The organism is Algibacter sp. L3A6, from assembly GCF_009796825.1.
Lineage (GTDB): Bacteria > Bacteroidota > Bacteroidia > Flavobacteriales > Flavobacteriaceae > Algibacter.
Window position 1 is genome coordinate 3,736,964 of sequence record NZ_CP047030.1, and the last position, 19,061, is coordinate 3,756,024.

The 19,061-nt window shown below is 33.0% G+C and carries 21 protein-coding genes; 2 read left to right on the forward strand and 19 right to left on the reverse strand.

The genetic code is table 11. From position 1 onward, the window contains the following. Window positions 1-483: 483 nt before the first annotated feature. Both GQR98_RS15510 and GQR98_RS15515 read right to left on the reverse strand, forming a co-directional pair. On the reverse strand, window positions 484-2,976 hold the full coding sequence (locus GQR98_RS15510) for an FtsX-like permease family protein (RefSeq protein ID WP_159021186.1): 2,493 nt from the start codon (window positions 2,974-2,976) through the stop codon (window positions 484-486). A gap of 44 nt (window positions 2,977-3,020) precedes the next feature. After that, a complete protein-coding gene (locus GQR98_RS15515; RefSeq protein WP_159020310.1) occupies window positions 3,021-3,710 on the reverse strand; it encodes an ABC transporter ATP-binding protein in 690 nt (229 codons plus the stop codon). A 127-nt stretch (window positions 3,711-3,837) separates the two neighbouring features. Between GQR98_RS15515 and GQR98_RS15520 the strand changes: the two genes are divergently transcribed. Then, the gene (locus GQR98_RS15520) at window positions 3,838-4,482 is read left to right on the forward strand and encodes an arylesterase (RefSeq protein ID WP_233268021.1); all 645 of its coding nucleotides are present in this window, start codon (window positions 3,838-3,840) and stop codon (window positions 4,480-4,482) included. 24 nt (window positions 4,483-4,506) lie between these two features. Here GQR98_RS15520 and GQR98_RS15525 read toward each other — a convergent pair whose 3' ends face one another. The 16 genes from GQR98_RS15525 to GQR98_RS15600 form a co-directional block, all read right to left on the reverse strand. Further along, window positions 4,507-4,683 (reverse strand): adenylosuccinate synthetase, encoded by a 177-nt coding sequence (locus GQR98_RS15525; RefSeq protein ID WP_159020312.1) that lies wholly within the window; start codon window positions 4,681-4,683, stop codon window positions 4,507-4,509. Window positions 4,684-4,812: 129 nt separating this feature from the next. Beyond that, complete coding sequence (locus tag GQR98_RS15530; protein ID WP_159020314.1) at window positions 4,813-5,013, reverse strand: hypothetical protein; 201 nt, start codon at window positions 5,011-5,013, stop codon at window positions 4,813-4,815. A 7-nt stretch (window positions 5,014-5,020) separates the two neighbouring features. Continuing rightward, window positions 5,021-5,653 carry an O-methyltransferase gene (locus GQR98_RS15535; RefSeq protein ID WP_199270210.1) on the reverse strand — a complete coding sequence of 211 codons (633 nt, stop codon included), beginning with the start codon at window positions 5,651-5,653 and terminating at the stop codon, window positions 5,021-5,023. Window positions 5,654-5,742: 89 nt separating this feature from the next. Beyond that, window positions 5,743-6,423, reverse strand: coding sequence for an antibiotic biosynthesis monooxygenase family protein (locus GQR98_RS15540; RefSeq protein ID WP_159020315.1), 681 nt, complete (start codon window positions 6,421-6,423; stop codon window positions 5,743-5,745). A gap of 52 nt (window positions 6,424-6,475) precedes the next feature. Further along, complete coding sequence (locus tag GQR98_RS15545) at window positions 6,476-7,435, reverse strand: MBL fold metallo-hydrolase (protein ID WP_159020316.1); 960 nt, start codon at window positions 7,433-7,435, stop codon at window positions 6,476-6,478. A gap of 100 nt (window positions 7,436-7,535) precedes the next feature. Beyond that, window positions 7,536-8,414 carry an AraC family transcriptional regulator gene (locus GQR98_RS15550; protein WP_159020317.1) on the reverse strand — a complete coding sequence of 293 codons (879 nt, stop codon included), beginning with the start codon at window positions 8,412-8,414 and terminating at the stop codon, window positions 7,536-7,538. 204 nt (window positions 8,415-8,618) lie between these two features. Continuing rightward, window positions 8,619-8,984, reverse strand: a complete 366-nt coding sequence (locus tag GQR98_RS15555; RefSeq protein WP_159020318.1) for a hypothetical protein — start codon at window positions 8,982-8,984, stop codon at window positions 8,619-8,621. 406 nt (window positions 8,985-9,390) lie between these two features. Then, complete coding sequence (locus tag GQR98_RS15560) at window positions 9,391-9,828, reverse strand: hypothetical protein (protein WP_159020319.1); 438 nt, start codon at window positions 9,826-9,828, stop codon at window positions 9,391-9,393. Beyond that, window positions 9,818-11,032, reverse strand: a complete 1,215-nt coding sequence (locus GQR98_RS15565; RefSeq protein ID WP_159020320.1) for an ABC transporter permease — start codon at window positions 11,030-11,032, stop codon at window positions 9,818-9,820. Before GQR98_RS15565 ends, GQR98_RS15560 begins: the two co-directional genes overlap by 11 nt. Further along, window positions 11,029-11,658, reverse strand: a complete 630-nt coding sequence (locus tag GQR98_RS15570; protein WP_159020321.1) for an ATP-binding cassette domain-containing protein — start codon at window positions 11,656-11,658, stop codon at window positions 11,029-11,031. The genes GQR98_RS15565 and GQR98_RS15570 overlap by 4 nt, the downstream gene beginning before the upstream one ends. 31 nt (window positions 11,659-11,689) lie before the next feature. Continuing rightward, window positions 11,690-12,889 carry a GTP-binding protein gene (locus GQR98_RS15575; protein ID WP_159020322.1) on the reverse strand — a complete coding sequence of 400 codons (1,200 nt, stop codon included), beginning with the start codon at window positions 12,887-12,889 and terminating at the stop codon, window positions 11,690-11,692. 34 nt (window positions 12,890-12,923) lie between these two features. Next, the gene (locus GQR98_RS15580) at window positions 12,924-13,850 is read right to left on the reverse strand and encodes a GTP-binding protein (RefSeq protein ID WP_159020323.1); all 927 of its coding nucleotides are present in this window, start codon (window positions 13,848-13,850) and stop codon (window positions 12,924-12,926) included. A gap of 43 nt (window positions 13,851-13,893) precedes the next feature. Continuing rightward, a complete protein-coding gene (gene mog, locus GQR98_RS15585; RefSeq protein ID WP_159020324.1) occupies window positions 13,894-14,418 on the reverse strand; it encodes a molybdopterin adenylyltransferase in 525 nt (174 codons plus the stop codon). A gap of 59 nt (window positions 14,419-14,477) precedes the next feature. Further along, window positions 14,478-16,154: a PhoX family protein gene (locus GQR98_RS15590; RefSeq protein WP_159020326.1), complete on the reverse strand. Its 1,677-nt coding sequence runs from the start codon at window positions 16,152-16,154 to the stop codon at window positions 14,478-14,480. Window positions 16,155-16,180: 26 nt separating this feature from the next. Beyond that, the gene (folE, locus tag GQR98_RS15595) at window positions 16,181-16,846 is read right to left on the reverse strand and encodes a GTP cyclohydrolase I FolE (protein ID WP_159020328.1); all 666 of its coding nucleotides are present in this window, start codon (window positions 16,844-16,846) and stop codon (window positions 16,181-16,183) included. Then, the gene (locus GQR98_RS15600; RefSeq protein WP_159020329.1) at window positions 16,836-17,240 is read right to left on the reverse strand and encodes a MerC domain-containing protein; all 405 of its coding nucleotides are present in this window, start codon (window positions 17,238-17,240) and stop codon (window positions 16,836-16,838) included. The genes folE and GQR98_RS15600 overlap by 11 nt, the downstream gene beginning before the upstream one ends. Before the next feature lie 111 nt (window positions 17,241-17,351). Between GQR98_RS15600 and GQR98_RS15605 the strand changes: the two genes are divergently transcribed. Next, window positions 17,352-17,732, forward strand: coding sequence for a Fur family transcriptional regulator (locus GQR98_RS15605; RefSeq protein WP_159020331.1), 381 nt, complete (start codon window positions 17,352-17,354; stop codon window positions 17,730-17,732). Between the two features lie 360 nt (window positions 17,733-18,092). Here the strand turns inward: GQR98_RS15605 and GQR98_RS15610 are convergent, their stop codons facing one another. Continuing rightward, window positions 18,093-19,061: a phosphotransferase gene (locus GQR98_RS15610; protein WP_159020333.1), complete on the reverse strand. Its 969-nt coding sequence runs from the start codon at window positions 19,059-19,061 to the stop codon at window positions 18,093-18,095.

Consider the following 19,061-nt stretch of genomic DNA (forward strand, 5'->3'; position numbering starts at 1 on the left):
TCCGCTATATCTTTTTTGTAGATAGTTTCAAGGTTTCTCTTTATCTTAAACCCTTTTCTTCAACCTAAGTTTAGTCCTATTAAATAATACAAAAAAGGATGCCGCTGCTATCAGGGCTAAACTATCCGTTTAGGTTATTTTTAATAGAAAATCAGAGTGCTATTCATTATCTGTATTAAAAAATAGCCTTCAAAACATCAATTTGCTGTCAGTAACCGTCGACACTTTTCCGCCACTCACCACAATTAAAACTCAACTTAGCGAAACACAATTTTTAAGCTAGGATTAAATATTACTTTTATCTCAGATAAGAAATCCCTGTCACTTTTAATGTACAGTACATTAGAATGAAACAAACCAAATTAAAAGTGATTCTTAGCAAAATGGGATACTAAATATATATTTTGTATTCTACCGCTTCTCTCATATTGTTGCTTTGTAAAAAGAGCACAATAATACGGCGGTAGTTTACTTTTATTAAAACTATACTTCCTTCCTCAGCACCTCTAAAGGTGGACTTTTTAATACAGATTTTAAGTTACTTAATCCAACCAAAACAACTAAAAGCGTAATACTTGGTAGAAAAACCAAAAACGGAATTACCGATGGTACAAAAGGTTCTTTAAACAAAAATGTGGCTAATAATTGGCTTCCAATAAAAGCCAATAAAATTCCTGTTAAGCTTCCTAAAACACCTAAATAAACATATTCTAGAGCCGTAATTTGTAAAATTTGCTTGCTTTTTGCTCCTAAAGTTCTAAGTAACACACTCTCTTTTATACGTTGGTATTTGCTATTTCTAACAGAACCAATAAGTACAATAAAACCAGTCAGAATACTAAAGAAAGCCATAAAATTAATAATCCATGATATTTTATCTAGAATATCTTCAACAATAGTAAACACCTGTCGTAAATCTAAAATAGTAACATTTGGAAACTTCTGAACCAAATCGCTTTGCAAGGCAGCCGAGCTTTCTTCATCTGGTACATGTGTGGTCATGACGTTAAATGTAGGCGCATTTTCTAAAACACCCACCGGAAATAAAATATTAAAATTTATTTTCATACTGCTCCAATCCACTTTACGAATACTGCCAACTACAGTTTCCTTAAGCGCACCCTGAATATTAAAAACAACAGTATCCCCTATTTTTAAATTAGCATCTTTGGCAATGTTGTCTGTTATTGAGATATAGATGGGGTTTCCGGGTTCCATTTTACCTGTCCATTCACCTTCCAAAATTTCTTCGGTATCTACCAAAGCATCTCTATAAGTTACTCTAAGCTCTCGGTTTAAAATCCATTTACGCATTTTAATGGTGGTGTCTTGGCGAATTTCATTTACCGATTTACCACGAATACTATGCATGCGCATTGTAATAATTGGAATATTATTAATCACCTCCAAGCCTTTACTTTTAAAAGTCTCTAAAAGTGTCGTTTCCTGTTCTTTTTGAACATCCATTAAAATGATATTGGCATCATTTTGCTTGTTTTCAATAGCGGTTTTTGCCAATAAAATATCCTTTGTAAAATACAGTGTGCTTATTAAAAATGTACCCAAACCAATCGCTAATACCAATACCATAGTTTGGTTATTAGGGCGAAATAAATTTAATAAACTTTGGCGTTTGGTATAACCCCAAGAACTTGGGAAATATTTTTTAATTAGTTTAATAAACATCTGTGCTATACCAGCCATAATAGCAACTGTGATAAAAATTCCGATTGTAAAAAACAATCCGTTTAAGGCATCTTTTAGCATCCAAAATGCAAACAGAAATATAAAAATAGCAATGGCGAACATAACTGCAATTCTTGCTTTTTTAGGTTTTTGAAGATTATCTTCCGAGCCTCTTAAAACTTCTAAAGGTGATACATGCCAAGTTCCTAACAAGGGTAATAACGCAAATAAAACAGACATTAAAACACCTAAAGTAATCCCCATAATTATGGGCTGAACTGAAATAGATATTTCTACACTAAATGGTAAAAAATCTTGTAAAATATAAGGGAATACATATTGTAATGCGGTGCCTATGGCCAAACCTATTAAACCTCCAATGAGTCCGATGCTAATAATTTGTAGCAGGTAAATTAAAAAAGTTTGTTTTCTAGAAGCGCCTAAACACTTTAAAACAGCAACACTTTTTAGTTTTTCTTTAATATAGATATGCACAGAACTCGCAATACCAATACAACCCAATAAAAGCGCTATAAAAGCGACTAAATTTAAAAACCGACTCACATTATCATAGCGCCTGCCTAAACGTTTGCTTGTGCTAATATGCGTATCAAGATCTGCGTTTTCCGCTTCAAGAACGGGCTCTAATGTTTTCTTTAAACCTTCTAAATTGACTTTTGGATCTTTAAAAAAGTATTGATATTCTTTTCTACTTCCTAATTGTAATAATTCAGTTTCATCTAAAAAACGAAACGGAATTAAAACGGTTGGCGCCACAGAAGATGAAATAGCTGTACTACCTGGAATGGCTTTTAATTCACCAACAATAGGCAGCGTTAATTCTCCTATTTTAATAGAATCTCCTGGTGTAATCTTGTATTGTAAAAGTAGCGTGGCATCAACTAATGCGCCACCTAAGTTCTGGTAAGTAGCACCTGCATCTTTTGGTGTGGTTGTGATATCTCCGTAAAAAGGAAATGCGCCTTCAACAGCTCTAACCTTTACTAATTTTGTACCGTTATTTTTAGGGAAAGCGGCCATAGACACAAAGTTAACTTCAGATGCATCGGCACCTAAAGAATCTATAATGGCTTGTGTTTTTTCAGTCGGTTTTTGTTTGCTATCAATAACAAAATCGGCACCCATTAAGGCTTTTGATTGTAGCTTTATATTTTGCTTTAAATTATCGCTAAATAACTGAATAGAAACAACCGCAGCAATCCCTAATATTATGGAAGCCATAAAAAGCAACAGTCTAGAAAGACTGGCTTTCCCATCTCTCCAAGCCATTTTTAAAAGCCATTGAAAATTCGGTTTTGAATAGATTTTGCTCATTAAATCGCGCTTGTTTTTTCGTTTGAAATAATCTTACCGCCTTTCAATCTTAAAATTTGTTGCGTACGGTTTGCTAAATCTAAATCGTGGGTAATAATCACCAAAGTAGTTCCGGCTTCTTTATTAAGTTCAAAGAGTAATTGAATCACCTTTTCACCGGTTTCTTCATCTAAATTTCCTGTAGGTTCATCGGCAAATAAAATAGACGGATTGTTAGAGAAAGCACGCGCCAGAGCAACACGCTGTTGTTCTCCACCCGATAATTGCGATGGATAATGATGTAAACGATCTCCTAAGCCTACTTTTTCTAATAAAGCAATTCCAGATTTAGAAGCGTCTTTTTTACCTTGCAATTCCAAAGGAACAATCACATTTTCTAATGCCGTTAAAGTGGGTAGTAATTGAAAATTCTGAAAAATAAAACCGACTTCTTTATTTCGTAAAGCGGCGCGTTCATCTTCATTTAAATCATGCAAAGCGGTGCCGCATAATTCTATGCTTCCAGCCGTTGGATAATCTAAACCAGCACACAAACCTAAAAGCGTGGTTTTTCCGCTTCCTGAAGGTCCTACAATAGAGAAAACACTCCCCTGTTTTACTTCAAAAGAGATATTGCTAATTACTGTTAATTTTTTAGAACCACTGGTATAAGTTTTCTCTAAATCATTAATCTTTAATATATTTGACATGACGCTTATTTAATGTTTTTACTAAAAAATCCCGATGTTGAAAAATAGACAATTGATAATAAATATCAACAATAGAACTCAAAAGGTTTTCTTAAAATTTTGCTGTTTTTACGTACTACTATTCTTATTGTCTTGTAAACAAGATGCTTCTAAAAAAGCTACAGACTCGGCTGAAACTGCGCCAGAAACGGAAGTTGAAACCACCAGAAATACAGGCTCTAAAAAAATAGTGTTTTTTGGAGATAGTTTAACGGCTGGTTATGGTTTAGAAGATGTTGATGATGCCTTTCCTGGCATTATACAAGATAAAATAGATGCTTTGGGTTTAGAGTATAGCATTGTAAACTCTGGTGTTAGCGGTGAAACCACTTCTGGTGGAAAAAATAGAATTGACTGGGTTTTAAATGAAGAACCTAGCATTTTTATTCTAGAATTGGGCGCTAATGATGGTTTACGTGGTGTGCCTTTAGATCAATCTAAAGCCAACTTACAAACTATTATAGATGCAGTAAAGACAAAATATCCGGAGGCTGTTATTGTTTTAGCCGGTATGCAAATCCCACCAAATATGGGACAAAGTTACACTACAGAATTTAAAAATATGTTTCCTGATTTAGCTAAAAAAAACGATTTGTATTTAATCCCTTTTCTATTAGAAGATGTTGGCGGTATTGAAGCATTAAATCAATCGGATGGTATTCATCCAACAAAAGCAGGTCATAAAATATTGGCTGAAAATGTTTGGACGGTTTTACAACCTATCCTTAAATAATAAACCGCTATTTTATTTACTAAACTAGTTTTTATCCTTTCGTTTCTTTCTCCAAAGTATGTAAAAGAAAACAGCTAAGATTGGTAAAATAATAAACACAATTAACTCAAACGGATCCGATAAATCTAATGGTTGGTTGTCGTCTGGGTTTGGCGTTCCCATGGGTAATTGTAAAATCAATGTATTAAATAGTGTGAGCATGTTTTTAAGGGTTTTACCCAAATTTAAGAATTTAAAAACGGCTAACCAACCTAAAAGCCAACTACCTTAATTTATCTGAAACGTTATAAAGTTAAGAAAACCCACATCTTACTCTATTTTGTTAGCTTCTTATTTTTGATTGTTCTTTAAAGTTTCTAGTTCTTTTTCAAGTTTTTCGGCTTTAGCTTTAAATGTTTCCATGGCTTTTTTTAATTGTCCTACTTTTTTCAAAACGTCTTCATCTTGAAGCGCTTGATAAGTGGTAACACCATTTGTTTCTTTTATTTTTGATTTACCTCCACATCTTGGGCAATTTGATACTTGACTCATAATATATTTATTTTTTAACTGTTATTAATACTACTTTTTCTCCAAATAGAGACTGCAATTTATACGCTTTATTTTGACTAATCACTTCTAAAAAGGCTTTAGAATCTGCCATTTCTGCATTATCGACATAGATAAATGTACCGTTATGGAAATTAGGTTCCAGCATCTGGAAAAGTGTTAAGTACAAGTCTTTCCAACCATCTAGCAATAATAGATCAATAGGTTCCTCATGGTTTTTTAAGGTTTCCGTGGCGTCTCCAATTCTAACATCAATAAGATTGTGTACTCCTGCGCTTTTAAAATTATTAATGGCTTTTTTTGCTTTCGATTCGAGTAACTCTGTGGTGATAACGCGGCCGCCTGTTTCAAGAACGCCTTGCGCTAAATACAGTGTGGAAATCCCGAAAGAGGTTCCAAATTCTACAATGTTTTTAAGTTTGTTATCTTCTATTAGGTTTGTTAAACCTTTGCCTTGTGATTTTGTAATTGACAAATAGGCATCTTTAAAATCCAAAGGCTGCATAGGTCTAAAAACGCTTTTTGCAACACCTTTCATTATGTTTAGCATATCGAATTTAGAATCTTCAAAGAGTCCGTTTATGGTGGTGTTTATTTGGTTTTGTTGTGAGGTTATCATCATTTTTCTGTTTAAAAAGAAGGAATACCAAAGTCAAGTTGATATCCCTTCATGCTAGTAATCAATATGTGTTTACAATTTTCAGATGCTCTTTAATATTCAAGCTCTGGTTTAATTTTTTGATAGCGTCCCATCCATATAGAAGATTGATCCATCATGTCCATAAACTCCTTAGAGATCTTGTTATTCATAAACGGTTGTAAAGCAGCATCAGAATGGCTTTTATTATCCCAATACACTACAACAATTTGTTCACCATTTTCATTTACACCAGTAATACGTTGTAAAAAACCATCTTGTTTTGAAGTGAATCCTTTTTCAACGCGCTTATTGGTTTTATTGAATGCATTCATATTAATATCTGCTTTAGTTTTAAAAGACATCACTTCAACAAAATTGCTGTGAGCTGCGTTAAAATTATTATCAATATTATAACGCGACATTTTCATAGAAGCCTCATCAATCATGGAAGCATAATCGGCTACAGAGGGATTAGCCATAAATTTTTCCATAGATGCTTTCGCGTTTTCTAGAGTTTCCCAATATACCAAAACCACATATTCTCCATTTTCATTTATTCCGCTTTGGCGCTTAATAAAACCAGGTTGTTTTGCTGTGAAATTAGCCTCTATTTCAGCGTCAAGTTTATTGAAAACGGCAATATTATCAAGTGATTTCGTCTTAAAGGTTGTTACTTCTAAAACAGATTTTGTTTGGCTACAGCTACTAATTAGTAAGCCTATTATTGCTAATGCTATTAATTTAATTTTCATAATTAATGAGTTTTAATTTAATGTAGGAGGTAATAAAGTTTGGCGATCGAGATTAAAACCAATCTGCTCCAGTATCTCCAGGGAAAAAAGAGCCAGGTAACGATAAATAAAGGCCTTCATCTAAATATGTTGGAAAAAGCACTTCTAGTTCGTCAATTACCTCTTGGTTTGTTGTCGCTGTTCCCTCACCAGTAGTAGTTTGTGTACCTTTTATAATACCTTGTGCATTTTGTAAATAATCGATGTTTTCGTCAATAGACGCTTCAACATCAGAACGTGAACCATTGTGTCCAGCAAAAATATGATTGTAGTCTGCAAAGTTGGCTTTCAATACATTTAAACCAGCAATCCAGTTATCAATTTCATCATCACCACTATTTGGTGTGTATTCTCTTAAATACGGATGGGATAGATTGTAAATAAGGTCTCCAGTAAAAAGAACTTTATGCGCAGCATTATAAACATAACCGTTTTCTCCAGTTTCTGCGTTAGATACTTTATCAAAAATATAAGTTAAATCGCCTATTTCTTGAAAATCGCTCACCGCAATAACCGCATTAGGATGCAAGGTTGTAAAGTCTGCTGTATTGTTTAATTGTGCAGCCACAGTGCTTTCAGCATAAAAATCTAAATCTGCAAAATTTCCCGCACCACCATAATGATCGCCATGGTTGTGAGTAATTATTACAGCGCCAGGTTTATTAATAGCATTGACATAAGCTTTTAGTTCGTCTGCAAAAACTGGCGCAGGTCCTAAATCTACTAAAACAACAGTGTTTTCTGTTTCTACAATAGTGATTGTATATGGAGCGGTATCAAAATTAAGCGTGTGGTATCTTACTGTATTTTCTGTAATAACATCTACAGTGCCCAAAGTTATCATGGAGCTTGACGGTGCATTTCCAAAATCAACTGTTTTTTGAGCATTAGAATCGTCGTCATTATTACAAGAGACGATGGTGATAGCCAAAACAATAATGGCCATAAATTTTAATTTGAAAGATTTCATCATTTTATTTTTAGATTAATAATTATACTGCAAAGATGCATTAGCGCCGCAGTATTAAGCCAATCAAAATGATGATAAAAATGGTTAAAGTGTAACCTGGTGTTTATGTTTTATTTCGGAATTTAAGTGGTGTAAAGCCCGTGTTTTTTCTAAAAAACTTACCCATATTCGTAGGCTCTTCAAAGCCGGTTTTATAACTTATTTCTTTAATAGAAAGTGAGGTTGTAACTAGATAGCGCTTAATTTCAATAATTACAAAATCGTCTATAAACGCTTTTACAGTCTTGCCAGTAAGCGTCTTAACAATATCGTTTAGAAACTTATAAGATATAAATAATTTTGATGCATAATATCTTGAACTTCTAGTATTTGCAAACTCATCTTCAAGTATATCTTTAAATGCTGTAAATTTCTCTAACCAATGCATATTAATGTCTTTAACAGATTGGTTTTCTTTGGTCCGCTCTGCCTTAAGTAGTAAAACATTAAGCAGATTACTTAATATTTGCGACTTGCCAAAACCATTAGAAAACATATACTCATTACGCAAATTATGTGCTGTACTAATCAGGTTATCATGATCGGTTTTACTTTGGTGAATTACGGGTGTTTCAATATGGTAATTAAATAACCGATTTAAATTTAAAGTGCTTAATAAATAATGTGATTTATCTACAAACGAACTATTAAAAATAATACAATAGCCCTCCGCATTTATCAGTTCTTTGTTAAAATGATGGATTTGATTTTTAGAAACAAAGATAGAACTTCCTTCAACTAAAGTGTAAGACTTAAAATCGACAACATGCTCATAAGTGTTTTTGGTAACAATGATGATAAGATGAAATAAAATTCTATGTGGTGAAAAAGGATCATGACTTGTAGATAAACCTAACTTGTCAAAAGTTTCGGCAAAGGTCATGACTTCAATATCTAATTCAAAATCTGATTTAAATTCTATTTTAGGTAAATCATGTGTCATATTACAAATGTATGAAAATAGTAAGTTTATTTCCGTGAGATAGCAAATTCGAATATTTTTCTCTTTTAGGAATTAAAAACGACTATTTTTAATGTATTGCATAAATTGAATATTCTGTACAAGGACTAAAGTTTTTTCAAATACGGGATTCTCAGCGAACAGCAAAATTTAATAGTTTTACTGACAAATCGAATCTAGATGTCTCTAATTCAAAATAAGTGTTCGTGCCACTTTTAAAAGCAACTTTTTTTCTTCAATCGCTCTTTTTAAGGGCGATTTAGCCAAACCAATTAATCTACGCATAATTTCTATTCCGGCAGCCTTGGCAAGCAAATTGGCGTTTAAGGTTTTTGGGTATCTATTTTTTATGGTTTCTAAACAATCGATATTCATACTGATCATAATAGTATGTGTTACCATAACGCCATTATCAAATTCGGAAAAACCCATAAAACTGAATTCTGGATCTATCAGATACGTATGGTTTGCTTTCGACATCCAACTTCCAGGATAATAATTGCCGTGTAAAAGTGTATCGCCTTTGGATATGTACTCTGTAAAATAAGCCAATATTTTAGGAATATGTGGCGCAATTACCTTATTGGTAACCGCTTTATAAACTGAAACTCCACATAGATACACTTAATAGGTGTCGTAATACCTTGATATTTCTGAACAAACGGACGCGATTGTTTTACGATAAAAAACCGCGTATTGGTACGGATTCTAAGCACCACATTTATGTTGTCCTCACCAGGTTTTTCTATAATCTATGGATCTTCCAAAATAGCAGTCGCCACATTGGTGATCGATTCTAAAATAACAACGTTCAGTTTTTCGCCAGCAGGTAATGTACCCAAAACATTAAAACTCGAGCTTTAATGGTTCTAACTATATCATAAAGATCGGCACCATCATTGAATGTTGACGACTATATTCTCACTATAGCTTTACAGAAACAAATTCACTTACTAAATCAATTAACTAACTCTCCTTCACATTCAATTAGGATATAATTAAAATGTTCAACATCACTTGCGTTAAGCTTTAATGTACCCGTCATGCTTACAATATTGTCAGTTTTAAAGTGTTTCACGTTAGTAAACTGAAGCTCTACTGCGGTTTCCGGACCACCTTGACCACAAAAGAAACAGGCAGACATGGGGCCTTTGGATAACATGAATAATTTACCATTAGGATCGATATTTAGAAAATATCCCGTTATAGTAATTTTTTTCCCTTCGAGAGCTTTAACTGATGCAGAAAAATCGGGATGCTTAAAATAATCATCGTAAGCTGGAAAAAATTTGTCGGTGTAAGTCACTTTTGCTAAATCTTCCCAAGTTATTTTTTGTTGGCTATAGCATAGTGCGTGCGTAAAGAGCAGTATTGCTATTAAAATTTTATTTTTCATGACTTAAAATTGTTGAGATATCTATTTTTAGAATGGGATATATTGCCAGTAAAATAGACAATAATGTTATTATAAAAGTAGCGGCTCCCGTATTCAGGAGTTCATGATATGGCAGTTCTTTGAGTATATAGAGTTTATCGCCTGCATGCATCAATTTAAAAATGAATTTTGAACCTACTTTTACAAGTAACAAGCCAAACCCATAAGCAGCAAGTGCTATTGTAAAGCCTTCATAAGCTACTATTTTTATCAATTGAAAGTTAGTCGCTCCGTAGGTTCGTAGAATAGCCAAATCGAAGCTACGTTCTTTTACCATTTTGTATAGACTAGTGAACATGATAATACCTGAAATAATAAGAATTAAGTAAGCTATTCCTGTTATTGTTTTAAAGCCCACGCCTGTGTATTGATATAAGCGATCTAATTCAAATTTGGGTAAAACCGCTTGCATACTGGTTTTTTGATTAATTTGTCGTGGAATTGTTAAAAACGCTGAAGGACTTCTAAAGGAAATTAATAATGAGGTTATTTCTTGGTCTTTATCTTGATGCTCGTGCTCATGATGATTTTCGGAACTGTGAGTTTCATCATGATTATGAACATCCCACACACTTTGTAAATTAGTAATAATTAAACGATCTATAACTTTTTGGGTGGGCTTTAAAATACCTACAACTGTTAATTTATCAGAATGCACATCTATCGTATTTTCTATTAATCCATGAGAACTTAACAAAACATCTCCTATTTTAACTCCTAATTGCTGAGCTACAGAAAATCCTACAACAACTTCCATAGATTTTTGAACGCGATGGCCTTGCTTTAATTCTGCTTTATAAAGACTGGCAAATTTATCGGTTGTTCCTACAATTCTAAAACCTTTATAATTGTCACCATAAGAAATAGGTACAGCAGATTTAATCATTGGGTTTTTACTTATTTTTATTGCTTCATGATAAGAAATATTCCCTGTTGGATTATCTAGATGAAGCACTGAGGCTAATACTAATTGTAAAGGACTTCCTTTGGCTCCAATCACCAAATCAATGTCTCCTAAATTATTTTCCATTTGGTATTGAAAAGAATGCTTTATTCGTTGAATACCTAAAAGAAGAATAATACTTAGTGTTAACATAAAAACGCTTAAAAATGTATAAAGCGGCTTAGATTTGATGTTTTTAATACTTATTTCCCAAATTTTCATAAAGCTATGGTGTTTTGGAAGAAGGGCTTAATTCTAGAATCGTGTGTAATAACAATGAGGTTTGCATCAGTTCTTTCGGCTTGTTCCCTTAGTAGCTTCATAACAATAGTACAGTTTTCATCGTCTAAACTAGAGGTCGGTTCATCGGCTAAAATTATTTTTGGTTGATGTATAACGGCAGACGCAATGCCTAATCTTTGCAATTGTCCATCGCTAAGTTCGTTTACCTTACTGTATTTAAAATTGAGTAAGTCGAGCTGTTTTAGTAAATCATCAATAATGATATTTTTATCTTTTTTTTTACTGAATAATAGCCGAGCTTGTAAATTTTCTATAACATTTAGGGATTGTATGGCATGTTTTTTTTGAAAGACTAAACCAACGTTTTTCCCTCTAAACTTGTCTAATTGTCTAGAATTTAAATTAATGATATCCACATGATCGATAATTAATTTTCCCGTAGCGGGTTTTAATAAACCAGATAATAGATGCAAAAGTGTTGTTTTACCTATTCCCGATTTCCCTAAAATGAGTAAGTTTTCTTGCTTGTTTAAAGTGATATTGGGAAAACTAAAACTATTTTCTGTCTTTTTATATTGAAATGTAAGATGCTTTGTGTGTATCATTTTGAATATTATAAAAACCTCATGCTTTGTTTTATATAGCTATTGGCCATTGGTCTTGCTCAGAAAACTGCCCTTTTTTCCATACGGCTATTTCAAGTTGGGTAAGCAAACAATCTTCTAATTCTGCTATCATTTTTTCTTTGTTTAAATGTTGCCCAATAAAGACTAGCTCTATTTTTCTATCTCCAAAATTGACATCCCAACTAGATTCAATTTCGTTTTGATTATCAACAAAAGAGGCATAACCAATGCGTTCTCCAAAAGACATAGAAGCCCACCAAACACCAGCACTATCTGCTTTACATGAACCTCCGGCAGAACTCCATAATAAAGCCTGATTCGATCTTGAAGCTAGCCAGAATAAGCCTTTACTTCTAATAATATTTTGAGGAAATCGTTGATTGAGGTACGTTAAAAATCGTTCGGGATGAAAAGGTGACTTACTTTTAAAAACAAAGGAACTTATGCCATATTCTTCGGTTTCTGGTACATGGTCATTTTCTAATTCTTTTAACCATCCTGCAGAAGCTTCTGCTTTTTCATAATCGAATAAATTGGTATTGATTATATTTTCTAGTTCAACTTTAGATTCATTAGCTGTAATAATACGCGCTTCTGGGTTTAACTTTTGAATAATAGCTCGAAGTTCTTCTAATTGTTTTGCGGTTACCAAATCCATTTTATTGATAATGATAACATTAGAAAATTCAATTTGATCGGTTAATAGATTAACAATCGTTCTATCATCCCCTTCTATATTGGTAAGTTCTCTTGAGGTTAAATAATCTGAGCTCGAAAAATCTTTTAAGAAATTAAAAGCATCTACCACAGTTACCATGGTGTCTATATAGCTAAAACGACTTAAGTCTATTTTTCCATCTTCACTTTCAAATGTAAACGTTTGTGCTACCGGAATAGGTTCGCTAATTCCAGTACTTTCTATAAGTAAATAATCAAATTTATTTTGAGCCGCTAACTTTTCAACCTCTATCATCAAGTCTTCTCTCAACGTACAACAAATGCAACCGTTAGACATTTCTACTAATTTCTCCTCGGTTCTAGAGAGTGTGTTTTCATTTGCAATAAACTGAGCATCAATGTTAACTTCACTCATGTCATTTACAATAACGGCTACTTTTAAGCCTTTTTTGTTATGCAATACATGGTTTAGCAATGTTGTTTTTCCAGCGCCTAAAAAACCACTTAATACGGTTACAGGTAATTTTTTCATTTATTTTAATCTATTTTTTAATTCGAGTATTAATTTACTTGGTGTTATTATCAATAGCTTTGCCTATTAAAAGTATCGATTTAATTATTTTTTCTAAAGAAGAAGGCTCGCTACCAGGACCTATAGTAAGTAGTTTAGAACCTGTTGTAGGAACACCATTAAAAGGCCTAATATGCACGTCTCCATTTGGAGTCCGCTCAAAATAGGTGTGATTATTATTATCACCTATTATTGTACAACCTTTTACTCTAAGGATACTTTTAGGTAATGCTGAACAAATATTATCGATATACTTTAAGCTGGGCAAATTTGGTAGATCTACAGAGCATGAGGCCCAATGTGCTTTTTGATGATCTAGCTTTTTTGACGAATTTTTAGAGGGTAGCAATTCTGGAAGTAATAAAACATCTAAGCTATCCATGGGGATTATCTTAGCAGAAGGGTTAAATGTTTTTAATTGATTAATCACTTGAATTTTTCGTTTTTCATTTACACTTCCAAGATGTGTTAAAACCAATAATGAAGACACTTGTATTTGGTTTGCTTCTAGCTCGTTATGTTCGCCACGTTCCTGCCAATTTTTAACATCCACTACCGATATTTGAATGGGTGGTAAAAATCGATCATGGAGTCCAACTCCCAAAAATTCCATTAACGAGCAAGCATCAGATGTTCCGTTAGCTTCAATTAATGTAATACCCTTTTGTCTTTCAGGAATTCTATTTACCGTATTTCTAAGCTCCATAATGCCACTGCAACAAATACAACTACCACTTAAAGGTTTTATGGCGTTTAATCCAATTTGCTGAGCAAATTGTTCTGCATCCAGATTAGCATTTTCATAATCATTAAGAATAACGAACGGATTCCAGCCGTTGTTATTAAAATTTTCTAACAAGTATTTTAGCAATGTTGTTTTTCCTGCTCCCAAAAATCCAACAACAGTTATAATAGCTTCCATCTTTTTTTATAATATGTTTTGCAAAATGTACTTTAAAGCATAGTTATTTCTTAGGTCGGAACGGTTTAATAACACGATCATTACAAACTAAGTATGGACCATTCATAAGGTCTATGCAATAAGGTATGGCAGGGAAAACGGCATCCAAGCATTCTCTTATTGATTTCGGTTTACCTGGTAAATTAATAATTAAACTACTGCCTCTAAGGCCTGCCGTTTGTCTTGATAAAATTGCCGTAGGAACAAACTTTAAAGATTCTGTTCTCATAAGTTCACCAAAACCGGGCATCATTTTATCGCAAACCGCTTCTGTAGCTTCTGGTGTAACATCTCGTTTCCCTGGTCCCGTACCTCCAGTAGTAACAACTAGACAACATTTATAATTATCTACCAAATCGACTATTGTTTGTTCAATAATGTCTTGTTCATCAGGTACAATTCTATAAATATTTTTCCATTCTGAAATTAAATAATCGTTTAACGTATTGATAATTGCTTTTCCACTAAGATCTTCATAAACATCGGCATGCGCTCTATCACTAACAGTTATAATTCCTATTGTAATCATTTACATATTTGTTTTCTTGACTATATTTAAAAGGTTTCCTTAGCAATTTAAACGAATCATTAGGATTCAATTAAATTCAGAAAGTTCATTTTTTCAATTAAATCACCAGTAATGGCGACAACAGCAGGTTTTGGAATATTGTCATCGTCAAAAGGCCATTTGCTTGTTAGGTTATTTAAGTCTGTAGATTGTTCACCCGGATGTTGTACACTTAAAAACAATGTTTTTCCATCGGGAGAAAACCATGGTCCAGTAAGTTCAGCATCTATTGGAGCCGTAACAACACGAATTACTTTACCAGCATCTTTACTATACCGAGGTATTACAAATAAGCTGTTGTTTTTAAAAGGCATATATGGCTTTTCCTCTTTATTCATAGCGCTACCAGACATATCCGTGGTCATCCAAAGATTTCCTGCTAAATCAAAGGCTAAATTATCTGGACAAGAGAATCCGTTTTCTTCACCTCCTGCCATATAAATTGAAGCTTTAAATGTTAAAGCATCATAAGCTCCGTTATTTTCTTCAATTTTTAAAATAGATCCGTGCCAATCATTTTTAGTTTTATTATTGGTTAGTGAAACAAATATATTCCCAGTAATGGGATCAATTTCAATATCTTCGGGTCTGTTTAATGCTGTTGCTCCCAATAGTTTTGCAGCCTCTCTCGCTCTTACCAGAACTTCTGTTTGGTCTGTAAATTTGTTTTGCAAAACTGGTTGACTCTCCCAATCTAAGGCTAACCATGTTCCGTTTACAGTATCTGCTACATACAATGTGCCTTCTTTTAAAGAGCCTGGTTTAGAAGAAATGAATTTGTATAAATGCTCATTATTACTATCATCACCAGTATATGCCACCACACGTTTATCTTCTAATTCATAAAGCGTGCAGCATTCATGAGCAAAGCGTCCTAAAGCAATATGTTTTTGTGCTTTACCATCTTTTGGGTTTACCTCTACAACCCAACCATAATGCTCTGGTGGATAGTTGTAGAATTTTTCCCAACCTTGACTACTTGGTCTATGGCTTGCTATATTGTTTTCATTATATTCCGTTTCTCCATAAAAACTATCATAATTTTCTTCACAAGTAATGAACGTGTTCCAAGGTGTAATACCTCCAGAACAATTGCTATGTGTTCCAATAACTGTAGTTTTTCCTTTAATTGGAGTATCCCAGTTTAGTTCTATTGGAGTTTTAGCAGTGATGCGTCTGTTATGTGGATCATTTTCAACAACTTTCCAAATACCGTTCTCTTGCTTTATTCTAACTATAGTACCACCAACATTATACATTTCTTTGTCTATCTGCTCATTTGTTCGATGCTGTTCAGGATGTTTAAAATCTCTATAGTTGAAATCTGAGACAAAAAGCGGATTGACATATTCATGATTTACCCACAATAAGCCATCATTTGGATTATTTTTATCTAAAGGTAAAAAGCAAGTGAAATCATTATTAAAACCAAAAGTATCTTGCTTATTAAGAGAGTCTCCCCATTTTACAACGGTATGATAATTTAGGCCTTTAGTTAGTATTAAATCATCCATATCCGAAGGTTTTAACGCTTCAATAGCAAGCTTTTTTAATTGTGCTATTCGTTCTTCAGAAATATTTTCTGTTATAGCGGGAGTTGTATTACTACCACAACTAATTAAAAAATGAGGTGCCAAAATAGCGCTTAAACTTGTTTTTCCTAAAAAAGAAATAAACTGCCTTCTATTGTGTGTCATAATCTTATTTTCTCGAATATATTTTTTTACAATTTTTGTTCACCTATTATTTTTAAGAATTCGTTTCGGGTTGCTCTTTTTGAAAAAGAGCCTCCATATTCTATGGTTGTTGTAAAACTATTTTTATCTTTTATACCTCTCGAAGATACACAAAGGTGCTTTGCGTTGATAATTACAATAACATCCTTGGTCTCTAATACATCTTGTAAATCGTTTAAAATTTGAACAGCAAGGCGTTCTTGTACCTGCGGTCTGTGTGCATAATAATCTACTAAACGATTAATTTTAGAAAGTCCAATTACTTTTTTGGTTGGTATATATCCTATGTGTGCATGACCAATAATTGGCAAAAAATGATGCTCGCAAGAAGAATCGATATTGATATGTTGTTCCACAAGCATCTTTTTATAATCATACTTGTTTTCGAAGGTTGAGAGCTTTGGTTTATTAGCAGGGTTTAACCCATAAAATAACTCTTTAACATACATTTTAGCAAAACGATATGGAGTTCCAGATAGACTATCATCTGTTAAATCTAGTCCCATTTCTTCCATAATCATTTTAAAGTGATGCTGTATGTTATCTATTTTTTCATCATCAGTTTTATCAAAAGCATCAGGGCGCAACGGTGTTTTTATGTTTGCAGAGAAATGATGATCTCCTTCGGCTTGTATTTGTTCTTTATCCTTCATTTGCACAGCATTTATTTTGGTTACATTGACAGTATTTTTTGTTGTATAAATGCAGTGCAATTAAAGATATAGCAGGAACATAAATAAAACTTTCATTTAAACCAAACCAAGCGTTTTTTTCGTTAAGTACAACAACAAGCAATAGCATAAAACTTAACCACAAAGCTGGTTTTATCCATTTTAATGATGTAATTTTTGTAGACCGATACACTGCAAAAAATGAAATTATTAAGAATAAATAATCTATATAACCCCACCAAGTTGGCACACTGTTATAATGAGTAATGGAACAACTTTGCGCAATAAAAATAAGCGGAGTTGCTATGCAATGTATTAAGCAAAGTGTACTTGCTATAACACCAATACTGTCTGGTTTTTGTTTTATTAATATCATTAATTCATTTTAATACAACTAAGGTGCAAATATAATAACATAAACCATTAATGCAACTAAGTTGCAGTTAATATTTTTGTTTTTACAACACAGTAACATTACCTTTGCATTATGGGTGTTTTAAGAAAAACAAAATCGGTTGAAATAGTACTTAAAGAATTTGATGAGGATTCGAGTGCTATTTCTGTTATAACTTTAGTTGAACGTTTACGTTCTCAAATGAATAAAACCACAGTATATCGTATTTTAGATAAACTTGAAGATGACGGTATTGTACATTTATTTTTAGGGAAAAACGGGCATAAATGGTATGCAAAATGTCATAATTGTTCGTCCGCCGTTCATAAAGATATCCATCCACATTTTCAATGTGTAAGTTGTGGTAAGGTAGATTGTATAAATGTAAATGTTGTTATTCCTGAGATCGCTAATCGTAAGGTAGAAATATCTCAAATATTACTCCAAGGTAAATGTGAATCATGTAATGATTAATTGAATTTTCAGATTGATTAATTGAAAACTTTTTTAATTTGTCTATTTGATAATTCTAATCATAATGCGCATGCTGATCTTAAAAGGCTTTGCGTTTAAGGATATTTTGTTGCAATTATCAAAAACAGTACTTTTTGCTTTTATAATATACGGTTTAGCAGTTTGGTTTATAAAAAGAAATGCTATTGTTTATTTTTAATGAAGAAAATATAAAGCAAACAATTCTTTAAAACGCGACTATTTTTCATGTTTCGCATAAATTGAATATTCTGTACAAGGACTAAAGTTTTTTCAAATACGCGATTCTCAGAGAACGACAAAATTTGATGTTTTTACTAAAAAAATAAAATCTTGGTATTGCTACTTCAAAATAAGTGTTCGTGCCATTTCTAAAAGCAACTTTTTTTCTTCAATCGATCTTTTTAAAGGCAATTGCGCCAAACCAATTAATCTGCGCATAATTTCTATTCCGGCAACTTTGGCAAGTAATTCTGCGTTTAATTTTTTAGGATATCTATTTTTTATGGTTTCTAAACAATCGATGTTCATGGTGATCATAATAGTATGTGCGGCCATAACGCCAATATCAAATTCGGCAAAACCCATAAAACTAAATTCTGGATCTATCACATAGGTATGGTTTTCCTTCGTCATCCAACTTCCAGGATAATAATCGCCATGCAAAAGCGTATCCCCTTTAGATAAGTATTGCTCGCCAACCTTTGCAATCTCTGTTTTTAATGCGGCATCATGTCTGTAAATTAAAGCCAATTCCTGAAGTCCGTTTTGAATGGTATCTAAATGAAAATCGCTATCCTTTAAAAAAGGCAAAACAAATATGTGTTGATGGTTAAGCAAACGCAAGTCCATATTTTCAGGATATGCCGTAGGTTTAGATTTATGAATTTCCGCAGCAATATCCATAAGTTCATGCAGTTGCGAGCTGTGCATAGTTCTATCCTCATAGAGATACGACATATCTTTGCAGTCGCCTAAATCTTCCAGAATAAGCAAATAATTATCTGCGTTATAAGCTAATATTTTCGGAATATGAGGTGCAATAACCTTATTGGTAACCGCTTTGTAAAACTGAAATTCCACATCGATACGCTCAATAGGTGCTGTAATATCTTGATATTTCTGAACAAACGGACGCGATTGTTTTACAATAAAAGACCGCGTATTGGTACGGATTCTAAGCACCACATTCATGTTGCCCTCACCGGGTTTTTCTATAGAAAGAATGCGTTCTTGTTTTAGGTCTAAAAACCCCATGTTGTTTAAACACATTTCAAAATCCAAAATGGAACTATTAACATCTAAATACAT

Bases quoted from the DNA above. Each gene is read 5' to 3' on its own strand.
- mog (WP_159020324.1), bottom strand. From the start codon at position 14,418: ATGATTACAATAGGAATTATAACTGTTAGTGATAGAGCGCATGCCGAT.
- GQR98_RS15540 (WP_159020315.1), bottom strand. From the start codon at position 6,423: ATGAAAATTAAATTAATAGCATTAGCAATAATAGGCTTACTAATTAGT.
- folE (WP_159020328.1), bottom strand. From the start codon at position 16,846: ATGAAGGATAAAGAACAAATACAAGCCGAAGGAGATCATCATTTCTCT.
- GQR98_RS15510 (WP_159021186.1), bottom strand. From the start codon at position 2,976: ATGGCTTGGAGAGATGGGAAAGCCAGTCTTTCTAGACTGTTGCTTTTT.
- GQR98_RS15525 (WP_159020312.1), bottom strand. From the start codon at position 4,683: ATGCTCACACTATTTAATACATTGATTTTACAATTACCCATGGGAACG.
- GQR98_RS15545 (WP_159020316.1), bottom strand. From the start codon at position 7,435: ATGATGAAATCTTTCAAATTAAAATTTATGGCCATTATTGTTTTGGCT.
- GQR98_RS15565 (WP_159020320.1), bottom strand. From the start codon at position 11,032: ATGAAAATTTGGGAAATAAGTATTAAAAACATCAAATCTAAGCCGCTT.
- GQR98_RS15515 (WP_159020310.1), bottom strand. From the start codon at position 3,710: ATGTCAAATATATTAAAGATTAATGATTTAGAGAAAACTTATACCAGT.
- GQR98_RS15600 (WP_159020329.1), bottom strand. From the start codon at position 17,240: ATGATATTAATAAAACAAAAACCAGACAGTATTGGTGTTATAGCAAGT.
- GQR98_RS15605 (WP_159020331.1), top strand. From the start codon at position 17,352: ATGGGTGTTTTAAGAAAAACAAAATCGGTTGAAATAGTACTTAAAGAA.
- GQR98_RS15530 (WP_159020314.1), bottom strand. From the start codon at position 5,013: ATGAGTCAAGTATCAAATTGCCCAAGATGTGGAGGTAAATCAAAAATA.
- GQR98_RS15560 (WP_159020319.1), bottom strand. From the start codon at position 9,828: ATGAAAAATAAAATTTTAATAGCAATACTGCTCTTTACGCACGCACTA.
- GQR98_RS15610 (WP_159020333.1), bottom strand. From the start codon at position 19,061: ATGTATTTAGATGTTAATAGTTCCATTTTGGATTTTGAAATGTGTTTA.
- GQR98_RS15580 (WP_159020323.1), bottom strand. From the start codon at position 13,850: ATGGAAGCTATTATAACTGTTGTTGGATTTTTGGGAGCAGGAAAAACA.
- GQR98_RS15590 (WP_159020326.1), bottom strand. From the start codon at position 16,154: ATGACACACAATAGAAGGCAGTTTATTTCTTTTTTAGGAAAAACAAGT.
- GQR98_RS15535 (WP_199270210.1), bottom strand. From the start codon at position 5,653: ATGATGATAACCTCACAACAAAACCAAATAAACACCACCATAAACGGA.
- GQR98_RS15575 (WP_159020322.1), bottom strand. From the start codon at position 12,889: ATGAAAAAATTACCTGTAACCGTATTAAGTGGTTTTTTAGGCGCTGGA.
- GQR98_RS15550 (WP_159020317.1), bottom strand. From the start codon at position 8,414: ATGACACATGATTTACCTAAAATAGAATTTAAATCAGATTTTGAATTA.
- GQR98_RS15570 (WP_159020321.1), bottom strand. From the start codon at position 11,658: ATGATACACACAAAGCATCTTACATTTCAATATAAAAAGACAGAAAAT.